Raw genomic sequence first — 16,697 nt, 5'->3', positions numbered from 1 at the left:
TATGAAAGCCCAGAAACGGCTATCGGATGGGGTTCCAGCTGGAAAAAACGGTCGGAAAGTTTCCTTGCAAGAGGCCTGGAATGATCCAACCGGCAAATTAAAAGACGCCATCTACGACCTGGAAAATGGTCAATTACTCTTTAAGACCGCTGTGGCACTGGAAAACCTGCCAAGAAACTACTCGACCCATGCGGCTGGGATTGTTCTTTCGGACCAACCTTTGGTGGAAACCCTCCCAGTCCAAGTTGGAAACGACGGGTACTTGATGACCCAAGTTGAAAAGGGACCCGTGGAAGCGTTGGGACTTTTAAAGATTGATATCCTAGGATTAACGAACCTGAAAATTTTGGCCCAGACGATTGCCCTGGCTCAAGACCATGAAGACCTTAGTACCGACTTTGACATTAAGAAGATTTCTTTGCAGGACCAAGAGACACTAGCACTCTTTGCCCGGGGGGAGACAACCGGAATCTTCCAGTTTGAATCAACGGGGATGCGTAATGTCTTACAGCGGTTAAAGGTTGATGACTTTAATTTGATTGTGGCGGCAACGTCTCTGTACCGACCGGGACCTAGTCAGCATATTGATACCTTTATCAAACGGCGGTTAGGCCAAGAACCGGTTCCAAGCATTGACCCAGTCGTTGACCAAGTCCTTGCCGAGACCTATGGCATCCTGGTTTATCAGGAACAGGTTATGCGAGTCGCAGCGGCCTATGCCGGCTTTACTTTGGCTCAGGCGGATTACTTGCGGTCAGCGATGTCGAAGAAGAAGGTCGACCAGATGGCGGAAGCCAAGACGGCCTTTATCACTGGAGCAGTCCAGAAGGGGCATGACCAGCAGGCAGCTGAAAAACTCTTTGCCTATATCGATGAGTTTGCCAACTACGGCTTTAACAAGTCCCACGCGGTCGCCTATAGCCAGCTGTCTTACCAGTTAGCCTACTTGAAGGCCCATTATCCCTTGGCCTTTTACACGGCCTTATTAAACGCTTACCAGGGAGGAGCAAGCAAGGCCCAGGCCTACCTAGCAGAAGCTAAGAAGATGGGAGTCAGCATCCTGCCACCAGACGTTAACCGTTCACAGGCCCAGTGGTCACTCCAGGACGGAGCTCTAATCATGGGACTCGGACAAATCAGTGGCTTGCAGACGGCCTTTGTGAAGACGCTCCTTGAAATTCGTGGAGATGGGCACTTTGATGCCTTACCGGCCTTTATCAAGGCCTTGCCGGAAAAGTACCGGGACTTGAAGTTTTTGACCCCGCTGGTTTATGCGGGCGCCTTAGACCACTTTGGCTATAATCGGGCCGAACTCCTTGAGAACCTGCCAGACCTAATCATGGCAGCGAGCTTCGGTGACCTGGTCTTATCCGAAACGAAAATTAAAAAAGTTCCTGACCTCTCCCTAATTGAACGCCTGCAAAGTGAGAAGGAGGCCTTGGGCTTTAATTTGTCCGGGCATCCAACGGAAGCCTACCAGGCGGACTTCGATGCTAAGCTCGTTGTGCCAATGGCTGACTTGCAGGAAAACCAGCAGGTCAAGGTCTTAGGCCTCGTGAAGGGGGTCAAGGCAATCAAGACCAAGAAGGGGGATGCGATGGCCTTTGCCACGGTGACCGATATGACAGGGAGTGTCGATGTCACGGTCTTTCCTCAGACCTATGCACGGATTCAGGGCTGGTTAAAGCCGGGACAGTTAGTGCGCGTCAGCGGTAAGACGGAAACTCGTCAAGGCTTAGCGGTGGTGGCTAACAGTATTGACCACTTAGATGCTCAGCCACAAGCGGTTGTTCAGGCCGACCAGGATAAGGCTCATCCAGTTCATGACCAAAGAGGGGGGATGACTAACCCAGTTAGTCAAAACCAATTGCCAACTGGAACTTGGTTTTTACGGTTAGACGAGGACCATGACCAAGAAGAAATTAAGGCCCAATTGTGGTCAGTCATGAAAAAAAATCCCGGTTTGAACCCCGTTGTCCTGTATTGGCCGGCCACTAAAGTTAAAAAAGCGTTAGCACCAAGCTATAACTTGGCAGGACTAGACCAATTGAAAAAGCCTTTAGACCAACTTTTAACAGCAAAAAACGTGGTTTTCCGACAAAAAGACTAAATTGTGTCTTGTGAATTGGTTATAGAGTGTATTACAATATGAGCAAGGAAGTTGTTTTGTAAGCAACTCACCATATATCAAAGGAGCTATTTACCCATGAAAAAGACGAAAATCGTCTCAACACTTGGTCCATCATCAACTGACGTTGATACTATTGTGAAGTTAATTGAAGCTGGAGCCAACGTGTTCCGTTTCAACTTCTCACACGGTGATCACGAAGAACAACAAGGTCGTATGCAAAACGTTGCAGAAGCCGAAAAGATTACTGGTAAGACTGTTGGTCGTTTGCTTGACACAAAGGGTGCGGAAATCCGTACTACTAAGCAAGCTGATGGTAAGATTTCATTTGAAACTGGGGATGTATTCCGCATCTCTATGGATGAAAGCTTGCAAGGAACTAAGGAAAAGATTGCTGTTACCTACCCAGGTTTGTTCGATGACGTTAAGGTCGGCGGACAAGTACTCTTTGATGATGGTTTGTTAGCTACTACTGTCACTGAAAAGGACGAAGCAAACAAGGAATTGGTTGTTAAGGCTGAAAACAACGGTTTGTTGGGATCACGTAAGGGTGTTAACGCACCTGGTGTTTCAATCAACTTGCCTGGTATCACTGAAAAGGATGCCGATGACATTCGTTTCGGTTTGGACAACGATATCAACTATATCGCTGCTTCATTCGTTCGTAAGCCAGAAGACGTTTTGGACATTCGTGAATTGTTGAAGGAAAAGAACATGGAACATGTTCAAATCATTCCTAAGATCGAATCACAAGAAGGTATCGATAACTTGGATGCTATCTTGGACGTTTCTGATGGTTTGATGGTTCCACGTGGAGACATGGGTGTTGAAATCCCTGCCGAAAACGTTCCTTTGATCCAAAAGGAAATGATTGCTAAGATGAACAAGCGTGGTTTGCCAGTTATTACTGCCACTCAAATGCTTGACTCAATGGAAGAAAACCCACGTCCTACACGTGCCGAAGCTTCCGATGTTGCTAACGCTGTCTTTGATGGTACTGATGCAACAATGCTTTCTGGAGAATCAGCTAACGGTGATTACCCAGTTGAAGCTGTTGCTACTATGGCTGCTATCAACGAAAAGGCTGAAACTGCCTTGGCATTGTACAGCCGTCATGCAGATACTTTCTACGGTGATGATGATGTGGAATCAGTTGCTTCAGCAGCTGCCCGCTTGTCTGACTCAGTTGAAGCTAAGGCAGTTATTGTCTTGACTGAATCTGGTTACGCAGCTCGTATGGTTTCAAAGCACCGTCCAGCAGCAGCAATCCTTGCATTGACTACTGTTGAACGCGTACAACGTGGTTTGACTTTGAACAACGGCATCTTGCCTATCTTGGTTGACGGACAAAAGTCAGTTGACGAAGCTAAGGCCTATGCTTCAGCTCAAGGTTTGGCCGAAGCAGGTGACAAGGTTGTTGTTGTAACTGCAGCCCACACTGTTTCTGTTGAAACTGTTTAATTTTAATTTTTAATGGAAAAGTCCGACTCTGTCGGGCTTTTTTTGTGTGGAATTGTGTTAAAATAAAGTAAGTTCAGACCAAAATGAGGTATGGGATTTTTGACAACACAAACAGAAAAACTTTACACCTTCGAAAACATCGAACAACAAACCAAGTTGACTGGTCCTAAAGACCAACTCCTGGCTCTGATTGAAGAGGGCTTAGAGGTTAACCTGCTCGTTCGCGGCAACCAAGTTGCCATTCAAGGTGATTCAGACAAGGCATCGACGGCTCTAGCTGTTTTGGATGCCCTCACACAACTCATCAAAAAACAAATTAGCGTCGGCCCTGCTGATGTGGCGTCTGCTGTCACGATGGCCAACCGCGGCACCTTAGAATACTTCGCTGACTTATACAGCGAAAGTATTATTCGCGATAATAAGGGCCGGGCAGTTCGAGTTAAGAACTATGGCCAGCGTCAATACGTTCAATCAATCCGTAAGAGTGACTTAACTTTTGGGATTGGACCGGCCGGAACTGGGAAAACCTTCTTAGCCGTTGCTATGGCGATTTCGGCTTTGAAAAAAGGCGATGTCGAACGCATCGTGATTACTCGTCCGGCTGTTGAAGCTGGAGAATCATTAGGGTTCTTGCCAGGGGATTTGAAGGAAAAGGTTGATCCCTATATGCGGCCAATCTACGATGCCATGAATACCTTGGTTGGGGCTGACCACGTTAGTCGGTTAATTGATCGGGGTGTTCTAGAAATTGCTCCCTTGGCTTATATGCGTGGTCGGACCCTCGATGATTCCTTTATCATCGTCGATGAAGCCCAGAATACAACCAACGCTCAGATGAAGATGATTTTGACCCGACTTGGCTTTGGGTCAAAAATGGTCGTTAACGGCGACCCATCCCAAATTGATTTGCCACATGGTGTCCGATCCGGTCTCGTGGCCGCTCAGCGAATTTTGCGTGACGTCGACCGGATTAATTTTATTAACTTTGATAGTGCCGATGTTGTCCGCCATCCAATGGTCGGACAAATTGTTATGGCCTATGACCAGGCAGAAACTCGCCTGGCTGAATTAAAAAAAGCACAAAAGGAAGCAAATAAGTAATGGATTTAGCTTTAATTGACCAAACAGAGGCTGGTGTCTCACAATTCCACCAGGACCTTGTCCGCGCAACTTTAAACTATGCCGGATCCTATTTAGACTTGCCCGATAACACGGAAATGTCTGTCACTTTTATGAACAACGATGCTATCCAGGCCTACAACCGCGATTACCGTGGCAAGGATAAGCCGACGGATGTCATTTCTTTTGCTATCGAAGAAGATGGCGATGACAGTCCAGTCTTACCCGACGAAGAAATGGCCGAAGAAATTGCCAAAAATATTGGTGATATCTTGGTTTCAGTTGACATCATTGCGAGTCAAGCTGAATACTTAGGTCATTCATTTGAACGGGAACTTGGCTTTCTCGTTGTCCACGGTTTCTTGCACCTCAATGGTTATGACCATATGCTCGGTGATGCCGAAGAAAAAGAAATGTTTGACCTGCAAAGGAAGATATTAGATGACTACGGACTTACACGATAAGCACGATACTGAAAACGAATCCGAAACTTTTCATCCCAAATCAACGGTTGAAAAGTTAGCCGAACGGCACAACGCCAAAGAACCATCGAGCCGCAACTCTAATTTTTTCATTTCCCTTTATCACGCACTCAGGGGAATCTTTCTGATTGTGATTCGGGAACGCAACATGCGTTTTCACCTTGGCTTTGCTTTTTTTGTTTTGGTGATGGGTCTTTACCTTGGGTTGAACCGGTCTGAATGGCTCTGGGTTGTGATTGCCGTCTTCTTGGCGGTCTATGGCGAATTTTTAAACACGGTTGTTGAAGCCGTGGTTGACCTCGTGGTTGAGCGCCATTACCATCCTTTAGCCGGTTTGGTTAAGGATGTTGCCGCCGGGATGGTCTTAGTGGCGGTCGGTGCCGAATTAATTATTTTAGCTTTGATTTTCCAGCCGCATGTGTGGCACTATTTTGGGATTGAGACCAACTTCTCGCGTTTCATCCACCGTTTGAAAGGATAATTTTATGACAAATCCAGGATTTAAGTCTGGCTTCGTGGCCATTATCGGTCGCCCGAACGTTGGTAAGTCAACGTTGTTAAACCGTATTGTTGGTGAAAAAATCGCCATCATGTCGGACAAGGCTCAAACAACTCGTAACAAGATTCAAGGAATCTATACAACTGATGAAGCCCAAGTGGTCTTTATTGACACCCCCGGTGTTCACAAGCCGCAAAACTCTTTGGGTGACTACATGGTTAAGTCAGCATTTTCTGCCTTGCATGAAGCCGATGCCATTTGGTTTGTGGTTGATGCTAGCCAAAAGCGTGGTGGTGGTGACAACTACATTATCGACCGCTTGAAGGAAGTTAAGAACACACCGATTTATTTGTTGATTAACAAGGTTGATTTGTTAAACAAGGAAGACCTCTTTGCCGTCATCCAGACTTATCAAGAGGATGCACCGGAATGGAAGGAAATCTTCCCAATTTCAGCTCGCGAAGGCGATAACGTGCCAGAATTGTTGGAAACCGTGATTGCTGAACTCGATGAAGGGCCACAGTACTTCGACGCTGACCAATTGACTGACCACCCCGAACGGTTTGTTATTTCGGAATTGATTCGTGAAAAGGTCTTGCAACTGACCCAACAAGAAGTGCCCCATTCAGTAGCCGTCGTCATTGATAAAATTAGTTCTGATGCCGATGGTCTAGTAAGTATTCAGGCTTCAATCATCGTTGAACGTCCAACTCAAAAGAATATCGTGATTGGGAAGCAGGGTCGGATGATTAAAGAAATCGGGACCCGAGCCCGTAAGGATATTGAACGCTTGCTTGGATCAAAGGTCTTTTTGGAAACCTGGGTTAAGGTCGAAGAACGTTGGCGTGACCGTCCCCAAGCTTTGCAATCATTTGGCTACCGTAAGGATGATTTTTAAAACTGATTCAACCAATTATCGGCTGACAACGCAACCCGCAGCTTAGTGGTTGCGTTTTTTCTTTAACTCAAAGAAAGGAGGGGGAATCATGGCGTTAATTGAAGGCTTAATTCTTTATATCCGTCCTTACCGTGACAGCGACCTCCTCGTCCGCGTTTTTACTAAGGACCAGGGCATGGTGACTTTGATGGCTCGTGGGGCCAAAAAGGCCAAATCAAAAGTCGGCTTTGCTTGCCAGGCTTATACCTGGGCCGTTTTTGATGGCGTCTATCCCAAAAATGGTCAGGGTCTTGGTTTTATCAATGCCGTTCAGGATAGTCGCGTTTACCGGCACGTTGTCGAAGACATTACCGTCAGCGCCTATGCCGCCTTAATTGTCAAAATTTTAGACTTAGCCTTTGAAGAAGGCCAAGTTCAGCCTAACTGGTACCAAAAGGCCCTAATTGGTTTTGATAAATTGAACCAGGGCATTGATCCGCAAATTATTACTAATATCTTTGAACTGCAATTACTGCCTAGCTTTGGTGTTGCACCAAACTGGCAGGCTGATCCCATTTCCGGAGCGGTTGTTGGTGACTTTGACTATTCAGAAAAATATAACGGTATCATCGAACGGTCGCACTTTGCCCTCGATGACCACCGGTTAAACCTTGATCCGAAAGTGGTCTATTATTTACGCCAGTTTTCAGCGATTGATGTCGATAAAATTTCTAAGGTGACTTTGTCGATGATGACTAAGCGCGGTATCCAACGGGTGATTGACTACCTTTATGAACGTGAAGTCGGTTTAAAACCCAAAGAAAAAGTCTTTATTCAAAAAATGGCTGCCTGGGAAGGGCAATTAAAAATTAAAGCCCGAGAGCGAGAGGAAAAATCATGAAGAAAATCTTAGTCCTGCATACTGGTGGTACGATTGCCATGCATGAAGATGTTGATGGTGATGTCGAACAGGGAGCTCAAAATCCCTTAAATGACGTTCAGTTTGATTTGCCTGCCGTAGAACTTGTGACGGAGGACATCTTTAATTTGCCATCCGAACATATCACCCCAGACAACATGTTGGCTTTGTATAACCGCCTCAAAAATGCCGAAGATGAATTTGACGGTGTTGTAATTACTCACGGGACAGATACTTTAGAGGAAACTTCATTTTTCCTTGATAGTACCTTGGACCTAACGATTCCAATCGTCATGACTGGTGCAATGCGGTCATCAAACGAAATTGGTTCAGATGGTTTGTACAACTTTCAATCTGCCTTACGAGTCGCCATTGATGACCAAGCGGCTAAACGGGGTGTTCTCGTTGTCTTAAACGATGAGATTCATGCGGCTCGTTTTGTGACGAAGACCCATGCGACAAATGTTGCTACCTTCGCCTCACCAATTTCGGGGGCAATGGGTATGGTTAATAAGCGCAAAATCCTCTTTTTCTACGATTTACCAAATAAAAAAACTTATCCAATTTCAGCCGTTGATAAGCGGATTCCCGTTATGAAGGCCTATGCCGGAATGGATGGCCATATTTTGACCTTGCTAGCTGAAGCGGGAATTGATGGGATTGTGATTGAGGCCCTTGGAGCTGGAAACTTAGGAACGGACGCGGCTCGAGGCGTTTTAGAACTCTTGGCCGCGGATATTCCAGTCGTGATTGTGTCACGGTCCTTTAAGGGAATTGCGGAACCTGTCTATGATTATCTGGGTGGGGGTGTTCAACTAGAAAAAGCCGGGGCCATCTTTGCTACGGCAGTCAATGGGCAAAAAGCCCGATTAAAGTTGCTGATTGGGCTTGAAAACAAACTAAACACGAACAAACTAAATGAATTTTTACATGAATTCTAATAAAAGTACATTAATGTTAAGTGATTGCCACAAAACTTTGCTATAATTATTTTAACCTAGTACAGCGGTGCTAGGCGTCGTCTTTGTTTCCTGTTTATGAAAGTACTCACTTAGGAGAACCAAACCATGACTTTTACTGACCAAGACCCACTTATTTTTTCAGCAATCCAACAAGAAGGCGCCCGGCAAAACCGGACCATCGAATTGATTGCTTCTGAAAACTTTGCTTCTGCAGCTGTTCGAGCTGCTCAAGGTTCAGTTTTAACGAATAAGTATGCCGAAGGCTATCCCTACAAGCGTTACTATGGGGGGACAGAATACGTTGATATCGTTGAGCAAGCGGCCATTGATCGTTTAAAGGAACTCTTCGGGGCCGAATATGCCAACGTTCAACCCCATTCAGGGTCACAAGCCAATGCTGCAGCCTACATGGCCTTCTTGAAGCCTGGGGACACTATCCTTGGAATGGACTTGGACGCTGGGGGTCACTTGACTCACGGTGCTAAAGTTAGTTTTTCAGGAAAGGTCTACCATTCTGAAACTTATGGTTTGAATCCGGAAACAGAAACATTGGACTACGATGCCATCTTAGCCCAAGCTAAGGAAGTTAAGCCACAAATGATTGTGGCTGGGGCTTCTGCCTACTCACGTCAAATTGATTTTAAGAAGTTCCGCGAAATCGCTGATGAAGTTGGGGCCTTCTTGATGGTCGACATGGCCCACATTGCCGGTTTGGTTGCGGCTGGTTTGCACCAGAATCCAGTTGGTATCGCCGATGTTGTGACATCAACAACCCACAAAACTTTGCGTGGCCCTCGTGGTGGGGTTATCTTGTCTCAGGAAAAGTATGCTAAGCAAATTAACTCAGCTATCTTCCCAGGTTCACAGGGAGGTCCTTTGGAACACGTGATTGCTGCTAAGGCTGTGGCTTTTGGTGAAGCTTTGCAACCTGAATTTAAGGACTACGCCCAACAAATTATCAAAAACGCTCAAGCCATGGTTAAGGTCTTCCAGCAAACAGATGATATTCGCGTTGTTGCAGGTGGAACTGATAACCATCTTTTCAACTTGGATTTGACGAAGACGGATTTGACTGGAAAAGAAACCCAAGAATTGTTGGACACTGTTTCAATCACGACCAACAAGGAATCATTGCCAAATGAACAACGCAGTCCCTTTGTGACTTCTGGTATTCGAATTGGAACGCCAGCTATTACAACTCGTGGCTTCGATGAAGCCGACAGTGCTGAAGTGGCAACCTTGATTGTTGAAGCAATCCACAACTATGATGACCCTAAGGCTTTGAAGGATGTTAAAAAGCGGGTTGAACGCTTGGCCATGGGTCATAAGCTCCCTTAATTTATAAGTTTACGTATCATAAAAAGCTGTCTTAATGGCTTTTTTTATTTGAAAAGATGTGAGGTGCAACTAATGCCTGATAAGAAAACAATTCGTAGCCAGCAACGGGAAAAGCTTAGTGCTTTAGATAGCAAAGCCAAAAAAGCTGAGGAAGACCAGCTCTACCAACTGCTCTTTGCCTTACCCGATTGGCAAAATGCTCAAACTGTCGCCGTAACTTCTTCTTTACCCTTTGAGGTGAACACTAAACCAATTATGGAAGCTGCCTGGCAAGCCGGTAAGCAGGTTGTCCTGGCCAAGGTCTTAAACCGGGAAATGGGTTTTGTCACCATTGAGCCAGATGATGATTTGGTAAGCGGGGATAGTTTTGGCATCTTACAACCACAAAGTAACGACTTGGTTGCCAAAAACGAAATTGACTTGGTTATCGTACCTGGTTTGGCCTTTAGCGACGCTGGCTTGCGGGTTGGCTTTGGTGGGGGCTACTATGATCGTTTCTTGAAAGATTATCAAGGAGCAACGGTTGCCTTGGCCTTACAGACTCAACGTCGGGCGGATTGGGTTCCAGCGATTTTTGATGAAATCGTTGGTCAAGTTTTGCATGTTCATGGTTAAAAGTATTTGATTAAATTAAGTTCTGAAATTGATAAAATTTCGGGACTTTTTTGAGTAGTCAGACTATTGAGGCTTTAGGATGCCATTTTTCTTAGCAAATTTTAAGGGAACTTTTCTTGCTTTACCGAACATCTGTTCGTATAATAAAAATAGATTAACAAGAGGATAATTTTTATGCGGGCAGAACAATTACAAGCAATTTATCAACATGAAAAACGACGGGTTGTTTTCCTGATTGATTCAAAAAGTTTTTATGCCAGTGTCGAAGCCGTTGAACGCAATCTTAATCCCTTAAAGGCCATGCTGGTGGTAATGTCCCACCAGGAAAATCAAAGTGGGGGTCTGGTTTTGGCGTCCTCCCCAGTTGCTAAAAAGCAGTTGGGAATTTCCAACGTTACTCGGCAGAAGGATGTTCCAGATGTGCCGGGGTTGATTAAGGCTGAACCCCGAATGAATGTCTACATTCAAAAAAACTTAGAAATCAACGCCATCTACCAGCAGTATGTCGATGATGATCACTTACTGCCATATTCAATTGATGAATCTATTTTAGATATCACGGATTTTTGGCACTTATTTGGGGATAGCCCAGTTGAAGTCGCCAAAAAGATTCAGCGTCAGGTTCGTCATGAAACCGGGATTTACCTGTCTGTTGGTATTGGTGATAGCCCGGTTTTGGCCAAGTTGGCTTTGGATTTGGCTGCGAAAAAAGCCCCCGACTTGTTAGCAGAGTGGCACTATGAGGATGTCCCAGAAAAGTTATGGCCGGTAACTGATTTTTCCAAGGTTTGGAGTATCGGAAAAAAGACGGCTGACAAGCTGGAACGATGGGGTATTCATTCATTAGGTGATTTAGCTCGCAGCAATCCCTATTTGATGAAGGAACGGTTGGGATTGGTTGGTGAGCAACTCTATGCCTTGGCCTGGGGAATTGATCGCAGTGACCTGGGAGAAGAAACGGTCGTTAAGGATAAGTCTTATGGAAACTCACAGGTCTTACCGGCCGATTACCATGACCGCGAGGCCATTCAAGTCGTCATCCAAGAAATGGCTGACCAAGTTGCTAGCCGTCTGCGGGCCCATGGCCAGCAAGCTAGTTTGGCTTCCCTATACCTGGGATACGCTAATCAAGGAATTCAGTTTAATACCCGTCACCGTAATCAGACAGGTCTCCATCAAAGTATCCGAATTGAACCAACCAATCGGACTCAAACCTTAATGACTGTCTTAACAGACTTATTCCAGCAGCACTGGTCGGGGCAGCCAGTCCGCTATATTGGGGTGACCTTTAGTGGCCTTCACACGGAAAAAATTCAGGCGATTTCTTTATTTGACCCCGAACCAGCCCAAGAAGCGAGTGAAGAAGATCCAATTGATGCAGTAGTTGATCAAATTCGCCAACGGTTCGGGACTGCGAGTTTAGTTCGATCACACTCCTTGGAAAAGGGGGCAACGGCCATCAGTCGAGCCAACTTAGTCGGCGGTCACAACGGGGGGAATGCCTATGAATAACGATTTTCAAACTGAAGAAGAGTGGGTGAAGACGGTTGCAACTTATTTTCACTATGATTATCGAGACCGTGGTAAGGTCAAATGGAATGGTTTTTTCCTATCAGACCATACCGCCAAATTAAAGGCCCAAAAGGCGGACCAAAACCTAGCCAGTCATGAGACCCTGCGGCCACCGATGGACTACCAGCAAATCCAATTAGTTGTCGGCCAAGCCGCCAGTAACCGACAAAGGATTACGATTCAGTTAGATACCCGCAATGCTGATGGCTTTTTTAGTCCCTTAATTAGCGGAAAGGTTACTGGATTTTTTGAAAGTGGCTTCTATTTAGACCAAGAACCGCAGTTATGGGAAGAAATGCGTTATGTGGAGGTAAACCATGACAAATGAAGACTTAGTGCAAGAACTATTGCAAGCAACTCAGCCGTTGTTTAAAAAGGCGAAAAATACCGTCTATGAATTACGGGTGGTCAACCAAACATATTCTAACCAAGTTAATTTTTTCTTTGAGTGGGGGCTGGTTGGCCGGTCAACAATTTCTCGGCAAATCAAAACCGTTCCCCGCCGACAAATTACCGATTTGGATGCCTTAATTGCTAGTTTGCGAAGACAAAGTCCGGTCAGAATCACTTTGGCTTAGCGGTTTTTTAGTAACGCCCACAATTTCAGCAATTAGAAAGGATATTAGAACGTCTTTTGTTTCTTTTCTAAGAAACAATTTACACATTCGTAAAATTGGATTATAATATGGACAAATAATGAGAACAGGAGATATCTTTATGTCATTGAATACGGTTCCGGCAAGTGTTGCAATGTTGAAGGTCCTAGAAGACTGGGGTGTTGACCACCTTTTTGGTTATCCCGGCGGTTCTTTTAACTCCACCATGGCTGCTCTTGCTGAGCAAAAAGATCAGATTAAGTACATCCAAGTTCGCCACGAACAAGTTGGAGCATTAGCCGCTGCGGCTGATGCCAAGCTAACTGGTAAAATTGGGGTCGCCTTTGGCTCTGCTGGACCTGGGGCAACGAACCTGTTGACCGGTCTCTATGATGCCAAGGAAGACCACGCACCCGTTTTGGCTCTGGTTGGGCAAACACCCCGAGCCGTGATGAATTCGCACTTTTTCCAAGAATTCAATGAAGATCCAATGTTTGAAGATGTTTCGGTTTATTGCCGGACGGTTATGACTCCTGAAAGCTTGCCTCACGTTGTTGACCAAGCAATTCGTGAGGCCTATAAGCACCAGGGCGTTGCTACCGTTATTATTCCGAACGACTTAGGCTACGTTCAAATTCCTGATATTGCCTATGGTTCACACAGTGCTACAGATGATAAGAAGCTGCCACAGCCAGAACCAACCGCTGCTGAAATTGACGAATTTTTGGCCTTGGTAAAAGAAGCTAAGCGACCAGTCTTTCACGTTGGTCGGGGAATCCAAGATGGTGGGGACGCTTTGATTGAACTATCAAAGAAGCTCCAAGTACCCTTGGTGATGACCGGATTGGCTAAGGGTCACGTTGATGAAAGCTATGAGGGTAACTTGGGAATGGCTAACCGTGCCGCTTCCAAAGCCGCCGATGAAATTATGGCCAGTGCTGACTTAGTGATTGCTTTGGGAGCAGACTTCCCATTTGCTAAGTTGGTTTACACCACACATCCATTTAAGTTTGTCCAAATCGACAATGATCGGACAGAATTGGGTCGCCACCATACCCTTGACCTCGGTATCTGGTCCGATGCAACAGCTTTCGTCGAGGCTGCTTTGGACCGTAGCGAGCAAGCACCAGAATCAGCCTTCTTTAAGGCTGCCGCTGCAGACAAGGAAAATTGGTTTGCCTATCAAAAGCAATTGCAAGATGACACTCGGTCACCATTACGAGCAGAACCAATCTACAAGCAAATTAACCGAGTAGCCGATCCAGATGCCGTCTTTGCTATTGATATTGGGGACAACATTATTAATTCATTCCGTCACTTGCACGTGACACCCAAGAATAAGTTTGTGATTTCAGCTATCTTTGCTTCAATGGGTTCTGGTCTTCCTGCCGCTTTGGCGGGTCAACTTTCATATCCTGGTCGTCAGGTTTGGAACGTTGCCGGAGATGGTGCTTTCTCAATGATTATGCAAGACCTCTTAACTGAAAAGAAGTATGACTTGCCAATCATTAATGTGATTACGGCTAACACCACTTTGAACTTTATCAAGAGTGAGCAAGATGATGTTGCTATGCATCACTCTGGAATTGATTTGGCAGACCAAGACTTTGCCATGATTGCCAAGGGAATGGGGGTCGAGGCCGTCACGGTAACTGAGGCTAGCGAATTGCCCGCTGCTTTTGACAAGGCGATTGAGGTGACGAAGGCCGGCCGACCATTCTTGATTGATGCTAAGATTTCCGCTGCCCGGTCATTGCCAGTTGAAGAATTGCAATTGAAGGATACTGAAAATGGGGTTGAGGAAGTCTTGAGTCCAACCTATAACAGTAACTTAGATTTGCAACGACCAGCATCAGTTCGTGAATTCTTAGACTCATACGATGGCCAAAACCTCAAAACATTACCTGAATTCTTCGAAGAATACGGAGTTGAATGGTAAACTTATATGTTAACTTATTTTAAAGTCGCTATATTAGCGGCTTTTTATTTTAATAGTAAAGCATGGTGGTTCGATAACCGGAATCGGTGTAAAATAGGGCAAAAGGAGTGAAACCAATGCCAACACTTGTCTTATTACGCCACGGTCAAAGCGAATGGAACCAAGCTAATCGATTTAACGGTTGGATTGATACCTATTTATCAGCAGAAGGTCAAAAACAAGCCCGGGCTGCCGGTCGCAAAATTGAAGCCACCGGTTTGGTTTTTGACCAGGCCTATAGCTCAGTTTTGAGTCGCACAATTATGACAATCAATCGGCTTTTAGAAGAGGCCAACCAAGCCTATGTGCCATTAGTAAAGTCTTGGCGGTTAAATGAGCGCCATTACGGAATCCTGCAAGGTCATGATAAAGACGAAATGCGGGCTCAGTATGGAAAAGACCAGGTGCAAACTTGGCGACGATCATACTCGGTTTTGCCACCAAAGGCAATTAGTTTCTCACCAACAGTAACCATTGGTGGTCAAACTTACCCAGCCTTTGATCATCGTTACCACGATGTGCCATTTGGGCTGCTACCACGTAGTGAAAATATCCAAAGCACGGAAAAACGGGTCCAACCGTTATTTGAAAGTGGAATCTTGGCTGACCTACAAGCTGGCAAGGATGTCCTAGTTGTCGCCCACGGTACTTCAATCCGAGCCTTAACGAAATTAATTGAAGGACTAACACCTGAAGAGGTGACTCAGGTTGAAATTGCCAACGGTCAACCAATTCGCTATGACTTTTCAGCGGACCTATCAACCTACAAAAAATCATTAATTTAAACAGTAAAATAGTCGACCTGGTTTTAACACCGGCTCGGCTATTTTTGGTTAAAAGAATAGTTTTCACAAATAGACCAAAGCTAATTCGGTTTGAATTTTCAGGTTACATCATTCATACTGGCACTAGTGAGCAGTTGTTAATCCTAACGCTGCTTTTTCGACAGGATTTATCAGGAGGATATGATGGCAACAGTACTTGTAATTGGATCACATGGCCGGGTTGGCCAACGAATTGTTAAAAAATTAGCCAACGCCGGGCAGGATGTTGTTGCTGGTTTTCGTTCACCAGACCAGTTTGAAACCGTTGCCGGTCTCGCCAACGTCACACCTGCTGTCTTTGATTTGGCAGCTAATGAACTAACGATGGTTGATTTTTTGAACCAACAAAAAATTGATCAAGTTGTCTTTAGTGCCGGTGCTGGTGGTAAGGGTGGTGCGGAACGAACAGTTGATATTGACTTGGATGGGGCCGTGAAAACGATGGATGCAGCTAAAAAGGCAGAAATCCAGCACTATGTCATGGTTTCTGCAGCTGGTGCCGATGACCGGACCCGGTGGGAAAAGTCAGGCATCTATACGTATTTCGTTTTGAAGCATTATGCTGATCGGATTTTACGCCAGACTGGTTTGCCAGCCACAATTGTTCGACCAACTTCTTTGACTGATGATGCTGGAACTGGTCGAGTTTCACTGAATGTTGATTTCGACCAAGGGCCATTGTCGATTGCTCGTGACGATGTCGCGGACTTTGTTGTGGCAGTCCTAGCTCATGACAATACCATTAACAAAACCTATGACTTGACTGCTGGTGACCAAGCAATCCAAGACTTATTTTAATTTGATTAATAAATTTTACGGTTAATTATCCGCACGTAAAAACAAGATAGGAGATTTTCCATGAAGCAAGCAATGTTTATGAAGGCCGGTTTAGTCGAAGTTGAAGACGGCCAACAACCAACTCTGCAAAAGGATGATGATGTCATTATTCGCGTTTTGAAGGCCAGTGTCTGTGGATCTGACCTGTGGGCTTACCGGGGTAGCGATGACCGCCCGGACCATTCACAAAATACTGGGCATGAAGCGATTGGGGTTGTGACTGAAACTGGTTCTGCCATCACAACGCTCAAGGCCGGCGATTTTGTGATTGCTCCCTTTACTCACGGGTGTGGTCACTGTGCTGCCTGTTTAGCTGGTTTTGATGGTTCATGTCAGAGTCACCGTGATAACTACACGGAAGGTGACCAAGCAGAATACATCCGTTTCCAACACGGTAACTGGGCCTTGGTCAAGGTTCCTGGTAAGCCCGAAGACTATACGCCAGTAATGTTGAATTCATTTTTGACATTGGCCGATGTGATGCCAACTG

General features: G+C 45.5%; 17 protein-coding genes. All 17 read left to right on the top strand.

Features of this window, described 5'->3' with window-relative positions; translation table 11 throughout:
• Positions 1–2,110 (top strand): DNA polymerase III subunit alpha (dnaE, locus tag AOQ29_RS08250; protein WP_061993701.1); only part of this gene is annotated, 2,110 nt, incomplete at its 5' end.
• A gap of 96 nt (positions 2,111–2,206) precedes the next feature.
• Positions 2,207–3,589 carry a pyruvate kinase gene (gene pyk / locus AOQ29_RS06665; RefSeq protein WP_061993700.1) on the top strand — a complete coding sequence of 461 codons (1,383 nt, stop codon included), beginning with the start codon at positions 2,207–2,209 and terminating at the stop codon, positions 3,587–3,589.
• Positions 3,590–3,688: 99 nt separating this feature from the next.
• Positions 3,689–4,690, top strand: coding sequence for a PhoH family protein (locus AOQ29_RS06660; protein WP_061993702.1), 1,002 nt, complete (start codon positions 3,689–3,691; stop codon positions 4,688–4,690).
• On the top strand, positions 4,690–5,172 hold the full coding sequence (gene ybeY / locus AOQ29_RS06655; RefSeq protein WP_061993699.1) for an rRNA maturation RNase YbeY: 483 nt from the start codon (positions 4,690–4,692) through the stop codon (positions 5,170–5,172). The genes AOQ29_RS06660 and ybeY overlap by 1 nt, the downstream gene beginning before the upstream one ends.
• A complete protein-coding gene (locus AOQ29_RS06650) occupies positions 5,150–5,671 on the top strand; it encodes a diacylglycerol kinase family protein (RefSeq protein ID WP_061993698.1) in 522 nt (173 codons plus the stop codon). The genes ybeY and AOQ29_RS06650 overlap by 23 nt, the downstream gene beginning before the upstream one ends.
• 4 nt (positions 5,672–5,675) lie before the next feature.
• The gene (gene era / locus AOQ29_RS06645; protein ID WP_061993697.1) at positions 5,676–6,587 is read left to right on the top strand and encodes a GTPase Era; all 912 of its coding nucleotides are present in this window, start codon (positions 5,676–5,678) and stop codon (positions 6,585–6,587) included.
• Positions 6,588–6,675: 88 nt separating this feature from the next.
• Entirely contained in the window at positions 6,676–7,467 is a 792-nt protein-coding gene (gene recO, locus AOQ29_RS06640) for a DNA repair protein RecO (protein ID WP_061993696.1), read from the top strand.
• Positions 7,464–8,426 carry an asparaginase gene (locus tag AOQ29_RS06635; protein ID WP_061993695.1) on the top strand — a complete coding sequence of 321 codons (963 nt, stop codon included), beginning with the start codon at positions 7,464–7,466 and terminating at the stop codon, positions 8,424–8,426. Before recO ends, AOQ29_RS06635 begins: the two co-directional genes overlap by 4 nt.
• A 126-nt stretch (positions 8,427–8,552) precedes the next feature.
• A complete protein-coding gene (gene glyA, locus AOQ29_RS06630; protein ID WP_061993694.1) occupies positions 8,553–9,785 on the top strand; it encodes a serine hydroxymethyltransferase in 1,233 nt (410 codons plus the stop codon).
• Between the two features lie 72 nt (positions 9,786–9,857).
• Positions 9,858–10,400, top strand: coding sequence for a 5-formyltetrahydrofolate cyclo-ligase (locus AOQ29_RS06625; protein ID WP_061993693.1), 543 nt, complete (start codon positions 9,858–9,860; stop codon positions 10,398–10,400).
• A gap of 174 nt (positions 10,401–10,574) precedes the next feature.
• A complete protein-coding gene (locus AOQ29_RS06620; RefSeq protein ID WP_061993692.1) occupies positions 10,575–11,912 on the top strand; it encodes a Y-family DNA polymerase in 1,338 nt (445 codons plus the stop codon).
• Positions 11,905–12,300: a hypothetical protein gene (locus tag AOQ29_RS06615; protein ID WP_061993691.1), complete on the top strand. Its 396-nt coding sequence runs from the start codon at positions 11,905–11,907 to the stop codon at positions 12,298–12,300. Before AOQ29_RS06620 ends, AOQ29_RS06615 begins: the two co-directional genes overlap by 8 nt.
• On the top strand, positions 12,290–12,550 hold the full coding sequence (locus AOQ29_RS06610; protein WP_061993690.1) for a hypothetical protein: 261 nt from the start codon (positions 12,290–12,292) through the stop codon (positions 12,548–12,550). The genes AOQ29_RS06615 and AOQ29_RS06610 overlap by 11 nt, the downstream gene beginning before the upstream one ends.
• A 139-nt stretch (positions 12,551–12,689) precedes the next feature.
• Positions 12,690–14,507: a pyruvate oxidase gene (spxB, locus tag AOQ29_RS06605; protein ID WP_061993689.1), complete on the top strand. Its 1,818-nt coding sequence runs from the start codon at positions 12,690–12,692 to the stop codon at positions 14,505–14,507.
• A gap of 116 nt (positions 14,508–14,623) precedes the next feature.
• Positions 14,624–15,331, top strand: coding sequence for a 2,3-bisphosphoglycerate-dependent phosphoglycerate mutase (locus AOQ29_RS06600; RefSeq protein WP_061993688.1), 708 nt, complete (start codon positions 14,624–14,626; stop codon positions 15,329–15,331).
• 183 nt (positions 15,332–15,514) lie between these two features.
• Entirely contained in the window at positions 15,515–16,168 is a 654-nt protein-coding gene (locus tag AOQ29_RS06595; protein WP_061993687.1) for an SDR family oxidoreductase, read from the top strand.
• Between the two features lie 60 nt (positions 16,169–16,228).
• Positions 16,229–16,697, top strand: a 469-nt coding sequence (locus AOQ29_RS08245) for an alcohol dehydrogenase catalytic domain-containing protein (protein WP_242977428.1), incomplete at its 3' end; no start/stop codon positions are given.

Origin of the sequence: Fructobacillus ficulneus, assembly GCF_001047075.2 — a bacterium.
Lineage (GTDB): Bacteria > Bacillota > Bacilli > Lactobacillales > Lactobacillaceae > Fructobacillus > Fructobacillus ficulneus.
This window is presented reverse-complemented; position numbering and strand designations above follow the sequence as displayed.

Coding starts and splice junctions, on each gene's coding strand:
- pyk (WP_061993700.1), top strand. CDS start 2,207: ATGAAAAAGACGAAAATCGTCTCAACACTTGGTCCATCATCAACTGAC.
- ybeY (WP_061993699.1), top strand. CDS start 4,690: ATGGATTTAGCTTTAATTGACCAAACAGAGGCTGGTGTCTCACAATTC.
- AOQ29_RS06650 (WP_061993698.1), top strand. CDS start 5,150: ATGACTACGGACTTACACGATAAGCACGATACTGAAAACGAATCCGAA.
- era (WP_061993697.1), top strand. CDS start 5,676: ATGACAAATCCAGGATTTAAGTCTGGCTTCGTGGCCATTATCGGTCGC.
- recO (WP_061993696.1), top strand. CDS start 6,676: ATGGCGTTAATTGAAGGCTTAATTCTTTATATCCGTCCTTACCGTGAC.
- AOQ29_RS06635 (WP_061993695.1), top strand. CDS start 7,464: ATGAAGAAAATCTTAGTCCTGCATACTGGTGGTACGATTGCCATGCAT.
- glyA (WP_061993694.1), top strand. CDS start 8,553: ATGACTTTTACTGACCAAGACCCACTTATTTTTTCAGCAATCCAACAA.
- AOQ29_RS06625 (WP_061993693.1), top strand. CDS start 9,858: ATGCCTGATAAGAAAACAATTCGTAGCCAGCAACGGGAAAAGCTTAGT.
- AOQ29_RS06620 (WP_061993692.1), top strand. CDS start 10,575: ATGCGGGCAGAACAATTACAAGCAATTTATCAACATGAAAAACGACGG.
- AOQ29_RS06615 (WP_061993691.1), top strand. CDS start 11,905: ATGAATAACGATTTTCAAACTGAAGAAGAGTGGGTGAAGACGGTTGCA.
- AOQ29_RS06610 (WP_061993690.1), top strand. CDS start 12,290: ATGACAAATGAAGACTTAGTGCAAGAACTATTGCAAGCAACTCAGCCG.
- spxB (WP_061993689.1), top strand. CDS start 12,690: ATGTCATTGAATACGGTTCCGGCAAGTGTTGCAATGTTGAAGGTCCTA.
- AOQ29_RS06600 (WP_061993688.1), top strand. CDS start 14,624: ATGCCAACACTTGTCTTATTACGCCACGGTCAAAGCGAATGGAACCAA.
- AOQ29_RS06595 (WP_061993687.1), top strand. CDS start 15,515: ATGGCAACAGTACTTGTAATTGGATCACATGGCCGGGTTGGCCAACGA.